Origin of the sequence: Sphaerotilus uruguayifluvii (assembly GCF_013294065.1) — a bacterium.
Classification (GTDB): domain Bacteria; phylum Pseudomonadota; class Gammaproteobacteria; order Burkholderiales; family Burkholderiaceae_C; genus Sphaerotilus; species Sphaerotilus uruguayifluvii.
Window position 1 is genome coordinate 1 of sequence record NZ_JABSNM010000011.1, and the last position, 19,983, is coordinate 19,983.

Here is a 19,983-nt window from a genome sequence, read left to right on the forward strand (position 1 = left end):
GCTGCCGTCCGTCCGGACCTGATCGTCAACGCCGCGGCGCACACCGCGGTCGACAAGGCCGAGAGCGAGCCCGAGCTGGCGCGCGCGATCAACGCGACCGCCCCGGGCGTGCTGGCGCGCTGCGCGGCCGAGACCGGCGCCTGGCTGGTGCACTACAGCACCGACTACGTCTTCGACGGCTCGGGCGATGCTGCCCGCGACGAGGAGGCCGCTACCGGCCCCTTGAGCGTCTACGGCCAGACCAAGCTGGAGGGCGAGCAGCTCATCCGCGCCAGCGGCTGCCGGCACCTGATCCTGCGCACCAGCTGGGTCTTTGCGGCGCGCGGCGGCAACTTCGCCAGGACCATGCTGCGTCTGGCGGGCGAGCGCGAACGCCTGACCGTCATCGACGACCAGATCGGTGCGCCCACCGGCGCGGACCTGCTGGCCGACCTGACCGCGCAGATGGCGCGCCAGGCCATGAACAGCGAGATCGACCTCTCCGGCGTCTACCACGCGGTGGCCGCCGGCGAGACCAGCTGGCACGGCTACGCCAGCTTCGTCATCGAGCACGCCCGCCAGAAGGGACGCGAGCTCCAGGTCCGGACCATCGACCCGGTGCCCACCAGCGCCTTCCCGACGCCGGCCAGGCGCCCGCACAACTCGCGCCTGTCGACGCAGAAACTCCAGCAGGTCTTCGGCCTGCGGCTGCCGCCGTGGCAGCAGGGTGTCGACCGCATGCTCACCGAGATCCTCTGACATGAACACTCCTCGCAAGGGCATCATCCTGGCCGGCGGCTCCGGCACCCGGCTGCACCCGGCCACGCTGGCCATCAGCAAGCAGCTGCTGCCGGTGTACGACAAGCCGATGATCTACTACCCGCTGACCACGCTGATGCTGGCCGGGATCCGCGACATCCTGATCATCTCGACGCCGCAGGACACGCCGCGCTTCGAGGCGCTGCTGGGCGACGGCAGCCGCTGGGGCCTGAACCTGCAGTACTGCGTGCAGCCCAGCCCGGACGGCCTGGCGCAGGCCTTCATCCTGGGCCGCGAGTTCGTCGGCGGCGCGCCGAGCGCCTTGGTGCTGGGCGACAACATCTTCCACGGCCACGACCTGCAGCAGCTGCTCAACAGCGCCACCAGCCGCGAGACGGGCGCGAGCGTCTTCGCCTATCACGTGCATGACCCGGAGCGCTACGGCGTGGTCGCGTTCGACGACAAGAAGCGCGCGCTGAGCATCGAGGAAAAGCCCAAGGTCCCGAAGAGCAACTACGCGGTGACGGGCCTGTACTTCTACGACAGCCAGGTCTGCGACATCGCCGCGAACATCGCGCCCAGCCCGCGCGGCGAGCTGGAGATCACGGACGTCAACGCCGAGTACCTGCGCCAGGGCAGCCTGAGCGTGGAGATCATGGGCCGGGGCTACGCGTGGCTGGACACCGGCACGCACGACAGCCTGATGGAGGCGGGGCAGTTCATCGCCACGCTGGAGAAGCGCCAGGGTCTGAAGGTGGCGTGCCCGGAGGAGATCGCGTGGCGCCGCGGCTGGATCGATGCCGAGCAGCTGGAAAGGCTGGCCGCGCCGATGCTGAAGAACGGCTACGGGCAGTACCTGAAGAAGGTGCTCGCCGAGCAGGTCTTCTGAGCCGGGAAGGAAGGACCAGGACATGAACATCATCCGTACCGCCATTCCCGACGTGCTGATCCTCGAGCCGAAGGTGTTCGGCGACGCACGCGGCTTCTTCATGGAGAGCTGGAACCAGAAGGTCTTCGACGAGGTGGTGGGCCACCCGGTCCGCTTCGTGCAGGACAACCACTCGCGCTCGAGCCGCGGCGTGCTGCGCGGCCTGCACTACCAGCTGCCGCCGCATGCGCAGGGCAAGCTGGTGCGCGTGGTCTCCGGCTCGGTCTTCGACGTCGCGGTGGACCTGCGCCGCGGCAGCCCGACCTTCGGCCAGTGGGCCGGCGTCGAGCTGACCGGCGAGAACCACCGCCAGTTCTGGATCCCGCCGGGCTTCGCGCACGGCTTCGTCGTCACCAGCGAGACGGCCGACTTCCTCTACAAGACCACCGACCTGTACGCGCCGCAGTGCGAGGGCGCGGTGCGCTGGGACGACCCGACGGTCGGCATCGCCTGGCCCGAGCTCGGCATGGCGCCGCTGCTGTCGGCCAAGGATGCGGTGGCGCCGCTGCTGGCGGACGCGCGGCATTTCGACTGAGTCCGATTCGGCCTGCTGATGAGCGGACATCGGTACCGACTCGTATTTGCGACCTCCTACAATCTGCGCGCCCCCGGTGTTCGGCGGCGCGCAGATTTTTGTGTGACATCCCCCATGCACATGCCTGATTTCCGTCTGATCCCGCTTCGCGTCGGCGCCCTGGCGCTGGCCTGCGCGGCCCTGTCTCCTCTTGCCCAGGCGCAGCAGTCCGGTGGCGACACCGGCGCGGCGGCCTCCAGCGGCCCGATCCGGCTGCGCAGCACGCCGGCGAACGCGGGTGCGACCGCGCCGGCCCAGGAGCGTCTGGAGCGCCTGGAGGCGGACCAGATGGATGCGGCCGAGGCCTACTGGGCCACGGAGAACCCCGGCGAGTCGGCGTCCGGCCGCACGGGAGCGGGCAGCGCTTCGACCCGCGCGGGCACGTCGCTGCGCCAGCCGGCGGCGCCGGCTCCGCTCGACGAGTTCGAGCAGTACGTGCGCCGGCTCAACACCAGCATCGTGCAGCCGGCGGGCGAGTCGGGGACGGCGACCCCGCCGCCGCTGATCCGCCGCTTCGGCTCGGAGCTCTTCTCCGGGCGCAACAGCTTCGATGCGGCCGAGAACAACGCCCAGGTGCCGGCCGACTACGTGGTCGGCCCAGGGGACGAGCTGCAGATCAGCCTGTGGGGTTCGGTCGATGCGGACCTGAAGGTCGTCGTCGACCGCAGCGGGCGCATCAGCATTCCTCGCGTCGGCACGATGATGGTCTCGGGCACCCGCTATGCCGAGCTGCCGGAGGCGATCTCGCGCCGTGTCGGCCAGGTGTTCCGTAACTTCCAGCTCAGCGTCTCGCTGGGCCAGGTGCGCACCGTGCGTGTCTATGTCACCGGCTACGTCAAGCGGCCCGGGGCCTACACCGTCAGCAGCCTCTCCAGCCTGGCCAATGCGCTGATGCGCAGCGGCGGCCCCACCAGCTCCGGCACGATGCGCTCGATCGAGCTGCGCCGCGGCCAGGAGGTGGTCACCCGCTACGACCTGTACGACCTGCTGCTGCGGGGGGACCGCAGCGCCGACCGCACCGTCCAGGCCGGCGACGTGATCCATGTCGGTCCGATCGGCACGCAGGTGGCGATGATCGGCAGCGTCAACAAGCCGGCGATCTTCGAGCTGCGCAGCGGCGAGAAGATTGCCGACGTGATCACGCTGGCAGGCGGCTTCACGGCGGTCGCCGACCGCACGCGCCTGGCGATCGAGCGGCTCAACGATCGCGCCAGGAACCGCATCACCCAGCTCGCCCTGCCGGACGAGCAGTCCCAGGCACCGCAGAGCGGCGACGTGCTGCGCGCCTTCAGCGCCGTCGACGCGACCCAGCCGGTCGCGCGCCAGAACAAGCGCGTGCGCATCGAGGGCGAAGTGGCCAAGCCGGGCGAGTATGTGCTGCCGCCGGGCGTCACCACCCGCATGGCCCTGGGGCTGGCCGGTGGCGTCACGCCGAACGCCTACATGTTCGGCACCGAGTTCACCCGCGAAAGCGTGCGCCAGACGCAGCAGCAGAACTACGACCGTGCGCTGCGCGACATGGAGATCGAGTTCACCCGCGCATCGGCGACGCAGCGCGCCATCAACGCCGACGAGGCCGCGACCTTCGAGCAGCGCAGCGCCGCCACCGCCCGGCTGATCGAGAACCTGCGTCGCGTGCGTCCGACCGGCCGCATCGTGCTGCAGCTGCTGCCGGGTTCGACCGAGCTGCCCGACCTGCCGCTCGAGGACGGTGACCGCCTCTACATTCCGCCGCGCCCGACCACGGTCGGCGTCTTCGGATCGGTCTTCAACAGCGGCGCCTTCCTGCTCGAGCAGGGCCGCACCATCGGCGACTTCCTGAGCCAGGCGGGCGGACCGACCCGCGGCGCCGATGCCGGCAGCACCTTCGTGCTGCGCCCGAACGGCAGCGTGCTGAGCCAGCTGCAGCGCTCGTCGTTCTTCGGCATCGTCGGCGGAATCAACGGCACCAAGGCAGAACCCGGGGATACCATTTTCGTGCCGGAGATGATGAACAAGACCACCTGGGTCCAGGATCTGAAGGAATGGACGCAGATCATGTACCAGTTCGGCATCGGCGCCGCGGCGTTGAAGACGCTTCAGAATTGAGACCGATCGTGACGATGCAATCCCATTCTTCGGCGACCGGCGTGCCCGTGGTTCCCGATCAGCTGGCGGCCGAGACGGTGACGCTGCATGAGCTATTCCTCGCGGTGGCGCAACGCTGGCGGCTGATCGTCGTCACGACCGTGCTGTGTGCTGCCGCCGCGCTGGGCGTGGCTTGGTGGCTGCCGCCCGTGTTCACGGCGACCACCATCATCCTGCCGCCGCAGCAGCAGGGCAGTGCGGCCAGTGCCGCCTTGAGTTCGCTGGGTGCACTGGCCGGGCTGACGGGGGCCTCGATCCGCAACCCAGCTGAGCAGTACGTGGCCCTGATGACAAGCACGACCGTGATGGACCGCATCATCAAGCGCTTTGACTTGCTGAAGGTCTACGACGAGGAGTATCGCGTCGAGGCGCGCAAGGCGCTGGCCAAGAACCTCGCCATCAGTGTCGGCAAGAAAGACAACCTAATCACCATCGAGGTGGATGACCACAGCCCGCAGCGGGCCACGGACATGGCCAATGCGCTGGTCGAGGAGTTGCGCCACATGACCAATACGCTGGCCGTGACGGAAGCGCAGCAGCGTCGTGTTTTCTTCGAGAGTCGTCTCAATGAAGCCAAGGACAAGCTGACCCAGGCCCAGCAGGCGCTCCAGGCCAGTGGCTACAGCCCCGATGTGCTGCGTGCCGAACCCAAGGCGGCGGCTGAAGGCTATGGGCGCCTCAATGCCGAACTCATGGCGGCGGATATCAAGCTGCAGGCGCTGCGTCGCATGTGGACTGACAGTGCGCCGGAAGTGCAGCTGCAGCAGGCGGTGGTGGCCTCCCTGCGGCAGGAGTTGAGCAAGTACCAGCAGAGCAGCAGTGCCAATGCCGGCGCTGGTACCGGCTCAGGCGCCGGTGCTGACTACATCTCCAAGTTTCGGGAGTTCAAATACCATGAAACGCTGTTCGATCTGCTGTCGAGGCAGTACGAGGCCGCACGGGTGGACGAAAGCCGGGAAGGGGCGGTGATCCAGGTGGTGGATGTGGCAACCATCCCCGAGAAGAAGAGTAAGCCCAAGCGGGCCCTGATCACGGTCGGGGGAGCGCTGGCCGGTTTGCTGTTCAGCGTGCTCTGGGTGTTTGCTTGGCGGGTCGTCTCGCCTGCCCGTTCCGACTGAGACGTTCCGTGGCACGCCGCAAGCTCATCGAGAATGTGCTGTCGCTGGGGGCCGTGCAGCTCGCCAGCCACCTGCTGGCCTTCCTGACGCTGCCCTATCTGGCGCTGAGGCTGGGGGTGGATGGCCTGGGCCGCATGGCATTTGCCCTGTCCATCGCGCAGATCATGGTCGTGCTGACCGACTACGGCTTCAATCTGAGCGCCCCGAAAGAGGTGTCCATCCACCGCGACGATCCGGATCGGCTGGCCGAGATCTGGTGCTCTGTGACCCTGCTGCGCGTCCTGTTCGTGCTGGCCGGTCTGATGAGCATCATGCTGGCCAGTCTGGTGGTTGACCGGTTGAGCGCGGAGCTGGACCTGCTGTTGCTGGCCTATACCCTGGTCGTCGGCAACGTGCTGTTTCCTCAGTGGCTGTTTCAGGGTCTGGAGCAGCTCAAGCTGGTCAGCCTGATCCAGGTGATGTGCCGCATGGCCGTCCTGGCGGGTATCTTTGCGCTGGTCAAGGGGCCCGGTGACACCCACTGGGCGGTCTGGCTGCAATCCGCTGGTACCTTGCTGGGCGGGCTGCTGGTCATCCCGCACACCCGGCGTGCGCTTCGGTCGGGGCGCCTGCGGTGGCCGTCGCAGCAGACGCTCATGCACCATCTGCATGATGGTTGGCATGTCTTTCTGTCAACGGCGTCCATCAACCTCTACACCAGTTCGAACGCCTTCTTCCTTGGCATGCTGACGACCCCGGTTCAGGTCGGCTACTACCATGTCGCCGAAAAAATGATCAAGGCGGTGCTGACGCTGTACGGCCCGGTGGGCAATGCCGTCTACCCCCACATTTCCCGCCTGGTGGTGGATAACCCGGTGGCGGCGCTGGCGTTCAACCGGCGTCTGCTGATTCGCCTGCTGCTGGCCGGCGGGCTGGTCATCGGGGTGGGCCAGTGGCTGGCGCCCTGGTGCGTCGATCGCCTGTTCGGGCCAGCCTATGCACCGGCGGTGCCTGTGCTGCAGGCATTTGTCTGGATGCCGCTGTTCAGCGTCGTGGCACACGCGATGGGCATCTTGACCATGATCCCGTTTGGTTTGCATGCCTTGTTCAGCAAGGTGCTGGTGGCGGCCGTGGTGGTGGATTTCATCGTCTTCATTCCCTTGGTGCATTTTCAGGGTGCGCTGGGGGCGGCCTGGGCCAATGTGACGGTGGAGTGCTTCGTGGCCATGACCGCCGCCGTGCTGCTGCATCGCCGCCAGCTCAATCCGCTGACCAGCCGGCTCATGGGCGATGCGATGTCGGATGCGGCGGCGGCCCCCATATCCGGCACGACCTCCGGCACAAAGCGATCGTCATGATGCTGGGCAAACTTGGCCGTTTCGCCCGGCGTCACCTGGATCATGAACGAGGGGGCTGGTTTCTGTGGCTGCTTTGCGGGCGGCTGGTCGTAGCGTGTCGCAGCGCCTTGGCCCGCTGGATGCTGCGTGCCCCTGGCCTGATGCTGGGGGGGGCTGCGAACATCCGTGGCAGTCGCCACATCGAGTTCGGCCGGCAGATCTTCATCAACGGCCCGGTGTGGATCGAGGCCGTGTCCCGCTATGGCGACCAGCGCTTCCAACCGCACATCGTCATCGGCGACCGGGTCTGCCTGTCGTCCGGCGTCCATGTGAGTTGCATCGACCGCGTGCGAATCGACCAGGGCGTGCTGATGGGCAGCCACGTGTACATCTCTGACCATGGGCATGGCTGGTACGGTGGAGCCGGGTCGGCCTCGCCCATGACGCCGCCTGCGGAGCGGTTGCTGGGCGGCGGCGGGCCTGTTCACATCGAAAAGAATGTCTGGATCGGCGACAACGTCGTGATCGTCGGTCCTGTGGTCATCGGCGAGGGGGCTGTGATCGGAGCGAATTCGGTGGTCCGCAAGGACGTTCCCGCCTTTGCCATCGCAGTCGGTGCACCTGCTCGCGTCATACGAAAATACGCCAGAGAATCTGGTTTGTGGGAATCCATAAAATGACTCAGCGTCCTTTCTTTTCTATTTGCATCCCGGCCTACAATCGGGCCAGACACCTGCGACCGTTGCTGGATTCCTTGTTTTCCCAGAATTTTGATTCGTTCGAGATCGTGATTTGCGAAGACGTTTCGCGCGAGCGTCCGTTGATTGCCGAGATCGCCTCCGAATATTCTCTTCGGTATCCGGGGAAGCTGGTCTATCTGGAGAATCCAGTCAATCTGGGATATGACGCCAACATCAGGAATCTCGTCAGTCATGCGCGTGGAGAGTTCTGCTTCTTCATGGGCAATGATGACCTGATGTGCCCCGGTGCGCTGGCGCATGTGCATGAATTGATCGGGCGACAGCCTGACATCGGCTTGGTGCTGAAGAGCTATTCCTGGTTTGACGCCACACCGGATGCGGTGAACCAGACCATTCGGTACTTCACGGAGGAAACACTTCTGTCGGCGGGTGCGGAAGCCATTGGGTTCTGCTTTCGGCGTGCAGGGGTCATCTCTGGCTACATCGTGCATCGCGACCTGGCACACGCCTGTGCCACCACGGAATTCGACGGATCTCTTTATTACCAGATGCACCTGACCGCGTCTGTCCTGCTGAAGAAGAATGCCGTCTCAACGCCCATGGTCCTGGTTCTGTGCCGCAACGGTGAGCCGCCTGAATTCGGCAACAGCGGATCTGAAAAAGGCAAGTACACCCCGGGCGTCTACACGCCGCAGGCCCGCCTCAACATGGTGGGTGGCGCCATCGGAATCATTCGTTCATTGGCGGAAAAAACTGGGGTTGATCTGGTTGGTGTGGTGATCAAGGATTATGCGAATTACTTTTATCCCTATATCAAGGACCAGTTGAATCTTCCTTTGCGGGAATATTTGAAGCTGTACCGATGTTTTTCCGAGATGGGTTTCGGAAAATACCCTCTGTTTCATTTCTATTTTGTTGTTTGCTACGTCCTGGGTGAGCGTCGTTTTGATGCCTTCACGCGCTGGATCCGCAATGCGCTCGGTCGATCTCCCCACTTCGGGGTTGCCAAGCGATGAAACTGATCGATCGTGCGACCTCGTCGCGATATGTGCTCTGGGTCTCGCTGCTGTTGATCATTTATCTGTCCTATCGATATCCATTTCAGATAAATTTCTCAGGGACCAGCGAAACCTATTCTGATACACCGCTGCCGTTGCAGCTGTTTAAGTACGGGTTTGCTTTTCTATTCTGCTTGTTCTTGCTCCTGATCTGCCGGCCAAGCCGATTGCCGGCCGATTATGTGGTGTATCTGTGCGTCGTCTATTTTCTGGCGATCTGTGCCATTGTGAAGGCGACTGTGCTTGGCGAGGGCAGCATGGTCGAGTCGGCCATCTGGCCGCTGGTTGCCAGCGTGTTCGTGTTTTATTCAGGGCCCGTCTCCATCACGCAGATGAGTAGTTACATCGGCATCGTCTACGCCTACGCCCTCGCCTGGGATCTGCTGCAGATTGCCTTGTTTTTCTTGACGGGCCGGCTTCCTGCCTTGGCGTGGAGCGGCACGTTCTCCGTGCGCTTTGGAAGCTTTCTGGACGATCCGAATGGTTTTTCGGCCTTGTGCTTCCTGTTTCTGGGCTGGGCATACCACCAGCCGGCAGGTTGGCGCAAGACAGTGCACACCTCGCTCGTCGTGCTGATGATTCTGGCCTCCCAGTCGCTGACTTCCATCGGGTTTCTCGGCCTGATCGGACTGGTGTGGGGCGCGCGCCTCCTGCTTGCGCTGCGCGGGTGGTTGTTCTTTGCGGCGGTCTTTACCGTCGTCGTGCTCGCGGGGTTGCTTTATGTGGGGACACATGACCTGTTGATGGCCATCTATGAAATCAAGGAAGGCAGCATCAGCGACCATGTCGCGTTCAAGGTTTCCGACATCTATGATCGTGGATTGCTGGAGAATCTGTTTGGATCCGCAGGCTTCATTTTCTATGAGGCTTGGTGGGTTCAGGGCATGGTGAATTTTGGCATCGTGTGGGTCACTTTTTTCTTTCTGAGCTGCGCTTATCCCCTGTATGTCGTGGCTTCGCGTTGGTCGGCTGCTAGGCAGCCGACCAACAAGGCGGTCTATTTGGGCATGATGCTGTTCATGGCGTTTCTGATGCTGGGGGGGGTCAATCTGCCGTTCTACACGATTTTCCCCGTCAATTTTGTTTACTACATGCTTGTCTTTCTGCTGTTGTCCCGTCGGTTGGGGGCTGAGTCGTCTGTCCGGATGGTATTTGCATGACGTGTGTCTACGATACTCGCTGGTGTGGCGAGCATGGAATCGGGCGTTTTGCCCGTGAAATCGCGGCCCATATACCCCATGTGGCGCTGGAATCGCCGGGGCTGCCGATGTCGGCGACGGACCCGGTGCGTCTTTCGCGTTCTCTGGCGTCCGTTCGGGAGCCGGGGGCCTGGTTTCTGTCACCTGGCTACAATGCGCCGCTGTGGGCCGCCATGCCTTATGTTTTGACGGTGCATGACCTCAACCACATCGACCGCCCCGAGAACAGCAGCTTTTTGAAGCGAATTTATTATCAGACCGTGCTGCGGTCCCTGTGTGCCCGTGCGCGGGCCGTATTGACCGTGTCCGAATTTTCCAGACAGCGCATCATCGACTGGTTCAGTTTGTCGCCCGACAAGGTGTTCACGGTCGGCAATGGAGTGTCATCGGTCTTTGTGCCGGACGGTGTTCGCCATTTGCCAGGGTATCGCTACGTCTTGTGCGTCAGCAACCGGCGGGGACACAAGAATGAGTTGGGGGCCTTGCGTGCATTTGCAACTGCCGGCTTGCCTGGGGATGCCCGTCTGGTCTTCACTGGAAACCCGGATCCTGCGCTGATGGCCCATGCCCAATCCCTGGGAGCGGCCGATCGGGTGGTCTTTTCTGGGCGTGTCAACGAGCAGGAACTGGCGGCCTTGTACCGCGGTGCATTGATGCTGCTGTTCCCCTCTTTCTATGAAGGATTTGGCTTGCCGATCGTCGAGGCGTTTGCCAGTGGCATACCGGTCATTTCCTCCTGTGTGACCTCCATGCCGGAAATCGCGGGGCAGGCCGCTTTGCTGGTGGACCCACATGCACACGAGGAAATCGCCGGCGCCATCCGGCAACTGCACGATGATGAACCCCTGCGCCGGCAATTGATCGAGCGAGGGCTGGACCGTGTGGCTGCGTTTTCATGGGCCGCTGTGGCGGCGCGTGTTCGGGATGCCATTCGCGTCGTCGATGTGCGCCCGGATCAACCACTGAACTGGAACTGATATGAACCGGATTGCGATCGTGCATGAATGGTTCACGACCATGGCGGGCTCCGAGAAGGTCGTGGAGCAGATCTGCCACCTTTACCCGGAGGCCGATGTGTTTGCGGTGTTTGCCGACCCGGACATGGTCAGCCGCACCCGCTTTCTGCAGGGCCGCCGCCTGCGCACGACCTTCATCCAGGATCTGCCCAAGGCTCGCACCGCCTTTCGCTCCTACCTTCCACTGATGCCACTGGCCGTCGAGCAACTGGACCTGTCGGGCTACGACCTGGTCATCTCCAGTGCCCATGCCGTGGCCAAGGGCGTGCTGACCGGCCCGGATCAGCTCCACATCAGCTACGTGCATTCCCCCATCCGCTATGCGTGGGATCTGCAACACCAGTACCTGCGCGAATCCGGTCTGGACCGCGGGCTCAAGGGCTGGATCGCCAAATGGATGCTCCACAAGATCCGGCTGTGGGATTACCGGACGGCGGCGGGTGTTGACCATTTTGTCGCTAACTCCCGGTTCATCGGTCGGCGCATCCACAAGGTCTATGGGCGCAGCGCCGATGTGATCTACCCGCCTGTGGACGTGGATGCGTTCGAACTGTGTGCGGACAAGGATGACTACTACCTCACCGCCTCCCGGCTCGTGCCCTACAAGCGCATGGACCTGATCGTTCAGGCGTTTGCGCAGATGCCCGACAAGCGCCTGGTGGTGATCGGCGACGGACCCGAGATGCCCAAGCTGAAGGCTGCGGCGGCACCGAACATCGAACTGCTGGGCTACCAGGAGTTCTCGGTGCTCAAGCATCACCTGCAGTGCGCACGGGCTTTTGTGTTCGCGGCGGAAGAGGACTTCGGGATCACGCCAGTCGAGGCGCAGGCGTGTGGCACGCCCGTGATTGCGTTCGGTCGAGGCGGTGCGCTGGAAACGGTCGTGATGTCGCCGGACCCTGCGCAGGCCACGGGGGTCTTTTTCCCGGAGCAGACCGTCGAGTCGCTGGTGGAGGCTGTTCGTGTGTTCGAGTCTCATCCTGAGGGATTCCGGCCAGAGGTCTGTCGCCGTCACGCAGAGCGCTTCTCGGTCGATCAGTTCCGCCAGTCCTTCTCAGCCTATGTCACCGCACGAGTGACCGAATTCCGAGAATCTTTGCGCTGAAATCAGCCAAGTATGATGCAACCTTCTTCTGTCATTTCGCTGAGCAGTGCCCGCGTCCTCGTCGTCGGCGACGCCATGCTCGACCGCTACTGGTTCGGTTCCGTCGAGCGCATCTCGCCGGAGGCACCGGTGCCGGTGGTGCGCGTCTCGCGCGAGGAGGAGCGCCTGGGCGGTGCGGCCAACGTCGCGCTCAACGTCAAGACGCTGGGCGCGCAGTGCACGCTGCTGACGGTGGTGGGCGACGACGAGCCGGCGCGCTCGCTGCGCCGTCTGCTCGAGGCCCAGGGCATCACCACGGTGCTGGGCAGCGACCCGAAGCTCTACACCATCGTCAAGCTGCGGGTCATCGGCCGCTCGCAGCAGCTCATCCGCGTCGACTTCGAGAACCAGCCCGAGCACGAGGTGCTGCAGCAGATGCTGGCCGACTACGAGCGGGTGCTGCCGGACCACGACGCGGTGCTGTTCTCCGACTACGGCAAGGGCGGCCTGACCCACATCCCGCGCATGATCGAGCTGGCGCGCGCCGCCGGCAAGCCGGTGCTGGTCGACCCCAAGGGCAGCGACTACAGCCGCTACAAGGGCGCCACCACGCTCACGCCCAACCGCGCCGAACTGGCCCAAGTGGTCGGCCAGTGGCGCGACGAGGCCGACCTGCACCGCCGCGCGCACGCGCTGCGCGAGGAGCTCGGCCTGGACGGGCTGGTGCTGACCCGCTCGGAAGACGGCATGTCCCTGTTCGAGAAGACGGCCGACGGCCAGCCGACGCATTTCCAGGTGCCGGCCCAGGCGCGCGAGGTCTTCGACGTGACCGGCGCGGGCGACACCGTCATCGCGACGCTGGCGGCGCTGCTGGCCTGCGGCATGAACCTGCGCGACGCGGTGCCGCTGGCCAACCGCGCCGGCAGCATCGTCGTGGGCAAGTTCGGCACCGCCAGCTGCAGCTTCGAGGAACTCTTCGGAAAGGAAACGGCATGAGAGTCGTCGTCACCGGCGCGGCCGGCATGATCGGCAGCAACCTGGTCCACGGCCTGAACCGCCTGGGCGCGAAGGAGGTCATCGCGGTCGATGACCTGACCGACGGGCCCAAATACCGCAACCTGCTCGGCAGCACGCTGGCGGACTACTTCGACAAGGACGAGTTCTACGCGCGCTTCGCCGCCGGCGAGCTGGGCAAGATCGACGCGATCCTGCACGAGGGCGCCTGCTCCGACACGATGGAGCATGACGGCAGGTTCATGCTGGAGAACAACTACCGCTGCTCGAAGACGCTGCTGGACGCGTGTCTGGCGCAGGGCACGCGGCTGCTCTACGCCAGCTCGGCCGCCACCTACGGCGCCAGCGAGACCTTCCGCGAGGAGCCGGCCTTCGAGGCGCCGCTGAATGTCTACGGCTACTCCAAGCTGCTGTTCGACCAGGTGGTGCGCCGCTACCTGCCGACCCTGCGCTCGCAGGGCGGCACGCAGGACGGCCAGGTCGTGGGCTTCCGCTACTTCAACGTCTACGGCCCGCGCGAGCAGCACAAGGGCCGCATGGCCAGCGTGGCCTTCCACCACTTCAACCAGTTCCGCCAGAACGGCCAGGTCAAGCTCTTCGGCGAGTACAACGGCTATGCGCCGGGCACGCAGTCGCGCGACTTCGTCTTCGTCGACGACGTGGTGGCGGTCAATCTGTGGTTCCTGCAGAACCCGGACAAGAGCGGCATCTTCAACCTCGGCTCAGGCCGGGCGCAGCCCTTCAACGATGTGGCGCATGCGACCGTCAACGCCTGCCGCGCGCTCGACGGCCTGCCGGCGCTGACGCTGGACGAGCAGATCGCCCAGGGCCTGGTGAGCTACATCGACTTTCCCGACGCCCTGCGCGGCAAGTACCAGTGCCTGACCCAGGCCGACCTGACCCGCCTGCGCGCCACCGGCTGCGACCACGCCTTCAGCGACGTGGCCGGCGGCGTGGCGAGCTACGTGCGGTGGCTGGCCTCGAACCCCCTGATCTGAGGGGTGGGGCGGCGCCGCGTCTTAAGCGCGGCACAAGCCGTGGCCGGTGGCCTGCGATGCACATCCTGATGCATCTCGGGCTTGAAATGAAAAAGGCGCCGATGGCGCCTTTTTCATTTGAGGTCGATGGTGGTCGACGATGACCGGGGGCGTCAGTAGGCGCCCTTGCGACCGAACATCACGCCGACGGTGCGCATGATGATCGACAGGTCGGTCCAGACGTTCCAGTTGTCGACGTAATGGCGATCGAGGTTGACGCGCTCGTCGTAGCCGATGTCATTGCGGCCGCTGACCTGCCACAGGCCGGTCAGGCCAGGCCGCACGCTCAGGTAATGATCGCGGGCGGCGTCGTAGTAGCGGTCCAGTTCCAGCTGCACGATCGGGCGCGGGCCGACGATGCTCATCTCGCCGCGCAGCACGTTCCAGAGCTGCGGCAGCTCGTCCAGGCTGGTCTTGCGGATGAAGCGGCCGACGCGCGTGATGCGCGGATCGTTCTTCAGCTTGAAGTCGCGTTCCCATTCGGCGCGTGCCTGCGGATCGCTCTCGAGCAGATGGCGCAGCACCTCGTCGGCGTTGGGCACCATCGAGCGGAACTTGTAGCACTGGAACTCGCGGCCGTCGCGGCCGATGCGGGTGTGGCCGTAGATGACCTGCCGGCCGGTCGTCATGCGCACGGCCAGCGCGATGCCCAGCATGATCGGCGCGAACAGCGCCAGCATCACAAGCACGCCGACCAGGTCGAAGAGACGCTTGGCCGCTCGCTCGAGCATGTTCAGTCCGACCCGGCCGCGTTCGAGCATGCCGTGGGGGGCGGCGTCGCGTGGCGCCACCGCGCAGGCAGCCGGTTTCGGCGGGGAAGAAGGGTGGCTGGAGGCTGACCGGGAGTCGGTTGCAGGCATTCGCGACAAGACCGTCATCGATGCTTCGCTGTGTGGATGCATGCCTTCCTTCCTGGGTCAGATGTGATTAGGGTAACTGCGGACCATTCTAGGGGGGGGGTCAGGTGCCGATCAGCGACCTGCTTGTGACAAAATGCACAAGAGATTGCCGTCGCAATGTTGCAACTGTTGCTTCCTTGATACCCCTGGCTGCCGAGTCGTGAGTTGCAAGATCGAGGCCTGATTGACGCCTGCGGTTCGGCCTTCCCGTGATGGAGTGCCTGTCCTGCTCGAGGTTCCCTCGGGGGCAGGGTGCGTCACCTTAACTGGATTCGCCGGAAGTCAATCGCAGGTGATGCTTTCTGGCGACAGTCGCGACGACGGAGCCATTCTAGGTGAACCGAGTTGGTGCCTGTGTAGGACATCAGGCTCCGATCAGGCGCGCCGAGCTGACGTTTTTGCAACTATGGGCGCAGCAAATCGTATCCGCCCCGGGCTTGATCAGAATTGCAATTTCGGTCAGAGGCTCAGCAGCTGAGCCACGACGCCCACCGCCAGCACCGCCGGCTCCTTGCCGGCGATGCCGGACAGGCCGATCGGGCAGGTGAGGCGGCCGAGCTGCGCCGCGCTCAGCCCCCGTGCCTCGAAGCGCGACAGGAAGCGCGCCCGCTTGGTCGCGCTGCCGATCAGGCCGCAGAAGGCGGCGTCACCCCGGCGCAGGATGGCCTCGGTGATCGCCTCGTCGAGGTCGTGGCGGTGCGTCATGACCAGGAAGACGGTGCCGGGGGCGGCCTGCGCGACCTCCATCTCGGGCGCGTCGCTGACGATGGGCGTGATGTGCGGCTGCTGGAGCGGATCGTGCGGCGGGAATTCGTCCGGACGCGCGTCGACCCAGTCGACGCGGCAGTCGATGTCGGTCAGCAGCTTCACGACCGCGCGGCCGACATGGCCGGCGCCGTGCAGCTGCAGCTGGAAGCGCGGCGGCGGCAGCGTCCAGGCCTCGAGCGTCTCCCGCGTCAGATGTGAGAGCTGCAGCTTCACCCGCCCGCCGCAGCACTGGCCGAGCGCCGGACCGAGCGGCAGGTCGAGTTCCTGGGGCGGCGCGTCCGGGCGGGCGAGCCTCTGCCGCGCCGCCTCGATCGCCTTCCATTCCAGATGGCCGCCGCCGATGGTGCCGAGCACCTCGGCCGGCGTGACCAGCATGCGCGTGCCGGTCTCGCGCGGCGCCGAGCCCTGGTGCGCGGCGATCAGCACCTCGACGACCGGCGTGCCCTCGGCGAGCCGGGCGCGGGCCGCGGCCTGCAGGCGCAGCATGATCATCCGCGCTGCACCGCCGCCAGCGCGTCCAGGATGGCCTCCCCGGTCGCCGGCGCCCGCAGCGGCGGATCGACACGGTGCCCGCCCACGGCCGACACCGCATCCCGGATCGCCAGGAAGACGCTGAAGGGAAGCAGCAGCGGCGGCTCGCCGACCGCCTTGCTGCGGTGGATGCTGTCGGCCGGGTTGCGGTGGGCGAACAGCCGCACGTCGAGCGCGCCGGGCGCCAGCGGAATGTCGTTGGCGGTCGGGATCTTGTAGGTGCTCGGCGCGTGGGTCAGCAGCAGGCCCGCGGCGCGCGAGCCGTCCATCGGCTGCCAGCGCAGCTCCTCGGTGGTCAGCCAGCCCATGCCCTGCACGAAGGCGCCCTCGACCTGGCCGATGTCCAGCGCCGGGTTCAGCGAGGCGCCCACGTCGTGCAGCACGTCGGCGCGCAGCAGCCGCCACTCGCCGGTCAGCGTGTCGACGATGACCTCGCTGAGCGCCGCGCCGTAGGCGAAGTAGAAGAAGGGCCTGCCCTGCAGCCGCTCGCGGTCCCAGTGCAGGCCGGGCGTGGCGTAGAAGCCGTCGCTCCAGAGCTGGATGCGCGCGGCATAGGCCTGCGCGACCAGCTCGGCGAAGGCCAGCGCCTGCGCGCCCGCCGTCACCTGGCCGCCGGCGAACTGCACCGCCTCGGGCGCCACCTGCCAGCGCGCCGCGACGAAGGCCGCCAGGCGGTCGCGGATCTGGCGCGCCGCGTCCTGCGCGGCCTTGCCGTTCAGGTCGGTGCCGGTGGAGGCGGCGGTGGCGGAGGTGTTGGCCACCTTGTGCGTGTCGGTGGCGCTGACCCGCACCCGCTCGAAGGGGATGCCCAGCTCGTGCGCCACCACCTGCGCGACCTTGGTGTTCAGGCCCTGGCCCATCTCGGTGCCGCCGTGGTTCACCAGCACCGAGCCGTCGGTGTAGACATGCACCAGCGCGCCGGCCTGGTTGAAGTGCGCGACGTTGAAGCTGATGCCGAACTTCACCGGCGTCAGCGCCAGGCCCTTCTTCAGCACCGGACTGGCGGCGTTGAAGGCGGCGATCTCGGCGCGGCGCGCGTCGTGGCGCGCGCGCGCGGCCAGCTCGTCGACCAGCGGCGCGAGGATGTTGTCCTCGACCGTCTGGCCGTAGGGCGTGACGTTGCGCTCGGTCGTGCCGTAGAAGTTGGCGCGGCGCACCGCCAGCGCGTCGAGCCCGAGCCGGCGCGCCACCTCGTCCAGGATCACCTCCACCGCCAGCGCGCCCTGCGGCCCGCCGAAGCCGCGGAAGGCGGTGTTGCTCTGCGTGTTGGTGCGAGCGCAGTAGCCGCGCAGGTCGACCGCGGGCAGCCAGTAGGCATTGTCGAAGTGGCACAGCGCGCGGGTCATCACCGGCGCCGACAGGTCGGCCGAGGCGCCGGCGTTGGATACCATCTCGACGTCCGCGCCCAGCAGGCGGCCGGCGTCGTCATGGCCGACGACGTAGCGGAACTCGAAGCCGTGGCGCCGGCCGGTGATCAGGAAGTCGTCGTCGCGGTCCGGGCGCAGCTTGACCGGGCATTGCAGCCGGTGTGCGGCCAGCGCCGCGCAGGCCGCGAACAGCGCCGACTGCGACTCCTTGCCGCCGAAGCCGCCGCCCATGCGCCGGCACTGCACCTGCACCTGGTGCGCCGCCAGCCCCAGCGCGTGCGCGACCACGTGCTGCATCTCGGTCGGATGCTGGGTCGAGCTGTGCACCAGCAGGCCGTCGTTCTCCTGCGGCAGCGCGTAGGCGATCTGGCCCTCCAGGTAGAACTGCTCCTGGCCGCCGAGGCTGAAGCGGCCCTCGAGCCGGTGCGGCGCGGCAGCGATGGCCGCGGCCGCGTCGCCGCGCTGCAGGTGCATCGGCGGCACGACGTACTGCTGCAGCCGGTGCGCCTCCAGCGGGTCGAGCACCGCCGGCAGCGGCTCGATCGTGGCGACCTGCGCCGCCAGGGCTGCCGCGCGCCGCGCCTCGCCGCGGGTGCGGGCGACGACCAGGAACATCGGCTGGCCGCGCCAGTGCACCGTGCCCTCGGCCAGGATCGGGTCGTCGTGCACGATCGGGCCGCAGTCGTTGACGCCGGGAATGTCGGCGGCCGACAGCACCGCGACCACGCCGGGCATCGCGCGCACCCTCGCCAGGTCGAGCGCGACCAGCCGCCCGTGCGCCAGCGGCGACAGGCCGAGCGCGCCATGCAGCGTGCCGGCGACCTCGGGCAGGTCGTCGATGTAGGGCGCGCGGCCCGTGACGTGGAGCGTCGCGGATTCATGCGGGCGCGAGGTGCCGATGACGGGCGAGGTCGTGCTCGTGCTCATGCGCGGAACTCCCGGACCTGGGTGGCGCTGGCCGGCAGCGGATCGTCGGGCCGGGTCTCCAGCCAGAGCCGGCGCAGCAGGTTGGCGCTGACCGCCAGCCGGTAGCGGGCGCTGGCGCGCAGGTCGCTCAAGGGGTGGAAGTCCTGTGCCAGCGCGGCCTGCGCTGCCTGCAGCGCCGCTTCGTCCCAGGGGCGGCCGAGCAGCGCGGCCTCGGTCTGCGCCGCGCGCTTCGTGATCGCCGCCATGCCGCCGAAGGCCAGCCGCACCGCGGCGATCCGGCCATCGGCGTGCAGCCGCAGCGCCGCGGCCAGCAGCACGGTGGAGATGTCGCTGTCGAAGCGCTTGCTGATCTTCCAGGCGCGCAGCTGCGTGCCCTCAGGCGACGGCGACACGACCAGCCGCTCGACGAACTCGCCCGGCGCGAGCGCGTTCTTCATGTAGTCGAGGTAGAAATCCTCGAGCGCCAGCGTGCGGGTGTCGTGCCCGCGGCGCAGCACGATGCGCGCGTCCAGCGCGATCAGCACCGGTGCGCCATCGCCGATCGGCGAGCCGTTGGCGATGTTGCCGCCCAGCGTGCCGGCATGGCGCACCGGCGGCGAGGCAAAGCGTCGCCAGACTTCGGTGAGCGCCGGCCAGCGCGCCGCCAGCGCCGCCCAGGCGTCCTCCAGCGAGGCGGCGGCGCCGATGTTCAGCGTGCCGTCGGCGTCGGTCGCGATGCGGCGCAGCGCGGTCACGCCGCCGGTCCAGATCAGCCGCCCGAGTTCGCGGAACTGCTTGTTGACCCACAGCGCGATGTCGGTGCCTCCCGCCAGCAGCCGCGCCTCGGGATGGGCCAGGCGCAGGGCAGCCAGCTCGTCGAGGGTGCGCGGAGCGTGGAACGCTGCACCGGCATGGACGTGACTTCGTGGGTCCCCGCCTTCGCGGGGATGACGGCTGTCCATGTCGTCACCCTCGCGCAGGCGAGGGCCCACGCCCGCCTGCAGCGCATCGAGCTGCGCGCGCAGCGCGGCGCGGTCGATCGGCGCGTCGGGCAGCTCGAACATGCGCTCGGCCGCGTCGACGATCGGGCGGTAGCCGGTGCAGCGGCACAGGTTGCCGGCCAGCGCGTCGGCGATGGCCGGGCGCTCGGGGCGGGTGCCGGCGGCCGCGTGCGCCTCGCGCAGCGCGGTCATCGTCATGACGAAGCCGGGCGTGCAGAAGCCGCACTGCGAGCCGTGGCACTCGACCAGCGCCTGCTGCACCGGATGCGGCTGCGGCAGGTCTTCCACGGTGAGGACGGCGCGGCCGTCGAGCGTGGGCAGGAAGCTCAGGCAGGCATTGACGTTGCGGATCGCCACGCCGCCGGGCGCGGCGTCGTCGCGCTCGGCCACCAGCACGGTGCAGGCGCCGCAGTCGCCCTCGTTGCAGCCTTCCTTGGTGCCGGTGCAGCGCGGGCGGGCGTCCTCGCGCAGCCAGTCGAGCAGCGTGCGCGTGGGCGACACGCCTTCAAGCGCAACGGCGCGGCCGCGGTGGACGAAGCGGATCGGTCGGGGCGAGATCTCGGGCATGGGCCGGAACATACCCCAGCACGCGCCGCATGAC

At 66.7% G+C, this 19,983-nt stretch carries 16 protein-coding genes and 1 pseudogene; 13 read left to right on the forward strand and 4 right to left on the reverse strand.

The annotated features are described in order from the left end of the window. From rfbD to rfaD, 13 genes and pseudogenes are all read left to right on the forward strand, one after another. The coding region (gene rfbD / locus HNQ01_RS13000; RefSeq protein WP_173805877.1) for a dTDP-4-dehydrorhamnose reductase at nucleotides 1-738 on the forward strand (738 nt) is incomplete at its 5' end. Nucleotide 739: 1 nt separating this feature from the next. Further along, the gene (rfbA, locus tag HNQ01_RS13005; protein ID WP_173805878.1) at nucleotides 740-1,627 is read left to right on the forward strand and encodes a glucose-1-phosphate thymidylyltransferase RfbA; all 888 of its coding nucleotides are present in this window, start codon (nucleotides 740-742) and stop codon (nucleotides 1,625-1,627) included. A 22-nt stretch (nucleotides 1,628-1,649) separates the two neighbouring features. Next, nucleotides 1,650-2,201 (forward strand): dTDP-4-dehydrorhamnose 3,5-epimerase, encoded by a 552-nt coding sequence (gene rfbC, locus HNQ01_RS13010; protein WP_173805879.1) that lies wholly within the window; start codon nucleotides 1,650-1,652, stop codon nucleotides 2,199-2,201. A gap of 120 nt (nucleotides 2,202-2,321) precedes the next feature. Beyond that, entirely contained in the window at nucleotides 2,322-4,328 is a 2,007-nt protein-coding gene (locus HNQ01_RS13015; RefSeq protein WP_173805880.1) for an SLBB domain-containing protein, read from the forward strand. Between the two features lie 14 nt (nucleotides 4,329-4,342). Then, on the forward strand, nucleotides 4,343-5,485 hold the full coding sequence (locus HNQ01_RS13020) for a GumC family protein (protein WP_173805999.1): 1,143 nt from the start codon (nucleotides 4,343-4,345) through the stop codon (nucleotides 5,483-5,485). 8 nt (nucleotides 5,486-5,493) lie between these two features. Further along, a complete protein-coding gene (locus HNQ01_RS13025; protein ID WP_173805881.1) occupies nucleotides 5,494-6,822 on the forward strand; it encodes a flippase in 1,329 nt (442 codons plus the stop codon). Then, on the forward strand, nucleotides 6,819-7,481 hold the full coding sequence (locus HNQ01_RS13030) for an acyltransferase (RefSeq protein WP_217427534.1): 663 nt from the start codon (nucleotides 6,819-6,821) through the stop codon (nucleotides 7,479-7,481). The genes HNQ01_RS13025 and HNQ01_RS13030 overlap by 4 nt, the downstream gene beginning before the upstream one ends. Further along, on the forward strand, nucleotides 7,478-8,518 hold the full coding sequence (locus HNQ01_RS13035; RefSeq protein ID WP_173805882.1) for a glycosyltransferase family 2 protein: 1,041 nt from the start codon (nucleotides 7,478-7,480) through the stop codon (nucleotides 8,516-8,518). Before HNQ01_RS13030 ends, HNQ01_RS13035 begins: the two co-directional genes overlap by 4 nt. Continuing rightward, nucleotides 8,515-9,720 carry a hypothetical protein gene (locus tag HNQ01_RS13040; RefSeq protein WP_173805883.1) on the forward strand — a complete coding sequence of 402 codons (1,206 nt, stop codon included), beginning with the start codon at nucleotides 8,515-8,517 and terminating at the stop codon, nucleotides 9,718-9,720. The genes HNQ01_RS13035 and HNQ01_RS13040 overlap by 4 nt, the downstream gene beginning before the upstream one ends. After that, nucleotides 9,717-10,736, forward strand: coding sequence for a glycosyltransferase family 4 protein (locus HNQ01_RS13045; RefSeq protein WP_173805884.1), 1,020 nt, complete (start codon nucleotides 9,717-9,719; stop codon nucleotides 10,734-10,736). Before HNQ01_RS13040 ends, HNQ01_RS13045 begins: the two co-directional genes overlap by 4 nt. Nucleotides 10,737-10,743: 7 nt before the next feature. Further along, a pseudogene (locus HNQ01_RS13050) lies at nucleotides 10,744-11,847 on the forward strand (glycosyltransferase family 4 protein); the annotation flags it as partial. Between the two features lie 48 nt (nucleotides 11,848-11,895). After that, complete coding sequence (gene rfaE1 / locus HNQ01_RS13055; RefSeq protein WP_286180762.1) at nucleotides 11,896-12,855, forward strand: D-glycero-beta-D-manno-heptose-7-phosphate kinase; 960 nt, start codon at nucleotides 11,896-11,898, stop codon at nucleotides 12,853-12,855. Further along, nucleotides 12,852-13,871, forward strand: coding sequence for an ADP-glyceromanno-heptose 6-epimerase (gene rfaD, locus HNQ01_RS13060; RefSeq protein ID WP_173805887.1), 1,020 nt, complete (start codon nucleotides 12,852-12,854; stop codon nucleotides 13,869-13,871). The genes rfaE1 and rfaD overlap by 4 nt, the downstream gene beginning before the upstream one ends. Before the next feature lie 152 nt (nucleotides 13,872-14,023). Here rfaD and HNQ01_RS13065 read toward each other — a convergent pair whose 3' ends face one another. The 4 genes from HNQ01_RS13065 to xdhA all read right to left on the reverse strand — a co-directional run bounded on the left by HNQ01_RS13065 (nucleotide 14,024) and on the right by xdhA (nucleotide 19,949). Beyond that, entirely contained in the window at nucleotides 14,024-14,701 is a 678-nt protein-coding gene (locus HNQ01_RS13065; RefSeq protein ID WP_353621699.1) for a sugar transferase, read from the reverse strand. Nucleotides 14,702-15,268: 567 nt separating this feature from the next. Then, nucleotides 15,269-16,069 (reverse strand): xanthine dehydrogenase accessory protein XdhC, encoded by an 801-nt coding sequence (xdhC, locus tag HNQ01_RS13070; protein WP_286180763.1) that lies wholly within the window; start codon nucleotides 16,067-16,069, stop codon nucleotides 15,269-15,271. Next, a complete protein-coding gene (gene xdhB / locus HNQ01_RS13075; RefSeq protein ID WP_173805889.1) occupies nucleotides 16,066-18,402 on the reverse strand; it encodes a xanthine dehydrogenase molybdopterin binding subunit in 2,337 nt (778 codons plus the stop codon). The genes xdhC and xdhB overlap by 4 nt, the downstream gene beginning before the upstream one ends. Beyond that, nucleotides 18,399-19,949, reverse strand: coding sequence for a xanthine dehydrogenase small subunit (gene xdhA, locus HNQ01_RS13080; RefSeq protein WP_173805890.1), 1,551 nt, complete (start codon nucleotides 19,947-19,949; stop codon nucleotides 18,399-18,401). The genes xdhB and xdhA overlap by 4 nt, the downstream gene beginning before the upstream one ends. Between the last annotated feature and the right edge of the window lie 34 nt (nucleotides 19,950-19,983).

Bases quoted from the DNA above. Each gene is read 5' to 3' on its own strand.
- rfbA (WP_173805878.1), top strand. From the start codon at position 740: ATGAACACTCCTCGCAAGGGCATCATCCTGGCCGGCGGCTCCGGCACC.
- rfbC (WP_173805879.1), top strand. From the start codon at position 1,650: ATGAACATCATCCGTACCGCCATTCCCGACGTGCTGATCCTCGAGCCG.
- HNQ01_RS13015 (WP_173805880.1), top strand. From the start codon at position 2,322: ATGCCTGATTTCCGTCTGATCCCGCTTCGCGTCGGCGCCCTGGCGCTG.
- HNQ01_RS13020 (WP_173805999.1), top strand. From the start codon at position 4,343: ATGCAATCCCATTCTTCGGCGACCGGCGTGCCCGTGGTTCCCGATCAG.
- HNQ01_RS13030 (WP_217427534.1), top strand. From the start codon at position 6,819: ATGATGCTGGGCAAACTTGGCCGTTTCGCCCGGCGTCACCTGGATCAT.
- HNQ01_RS13035 (WP_173805882.1), top strand. From the start codon at position 7,478: ATGACTCAGCGTCCTTTCTTTTCTATTTGCATCCCGGCCTACAATCGG.
- HNQ01_RS13040 (WP_173805883.1), top strand. From the start codon at position 8,515: ATGAAACTGATCGATCGTGCGACCTCGTCGCGATATGTGCTCTGGGTC.
- HNQ01_RS13045 (WP_173805884.1), top strand. From the start codon at position 9,717: ATGACGTGTGTCTACGATACTCGCTGGTGTGGCGAGCATGGAATCGGG.
- rfaE1 (WP_286180762.1), top strand. From the start codon at position 11,896: ATGCAACCTTCTTCTGTCATTTCGCTGAGCAGTGCCCGCGTCCTCGTC.
- rfaD (WP_173805887.1), top strand. From the start codon at position 12,852: ATGAGAGTCGTCGTCACCGGCGCGGCCGGCATGATCGGCAGCAACCTG.
- xdhC (WP_286180763.1), bottom strand. From the start codon at position 16,069: ATGATCATGCTGCGCCTGCAGGCCGCGGCCCGCGCCCGGCTCGCCGAG.
- xdhB (WP_173805889.1), bottom strand. From the start codon at position 18,402: ATGAGCACGAGCACGACCTCGCCCGTCATCGGCACCTCGCGCCCGCAT.
- xdhA (WP_173805890.1), bottom strand. From the start codon at position 19,949: ATGCCCGAGATCTCGCCCCGACCGATCCGCTTCGTCCACCGCGGCCGC.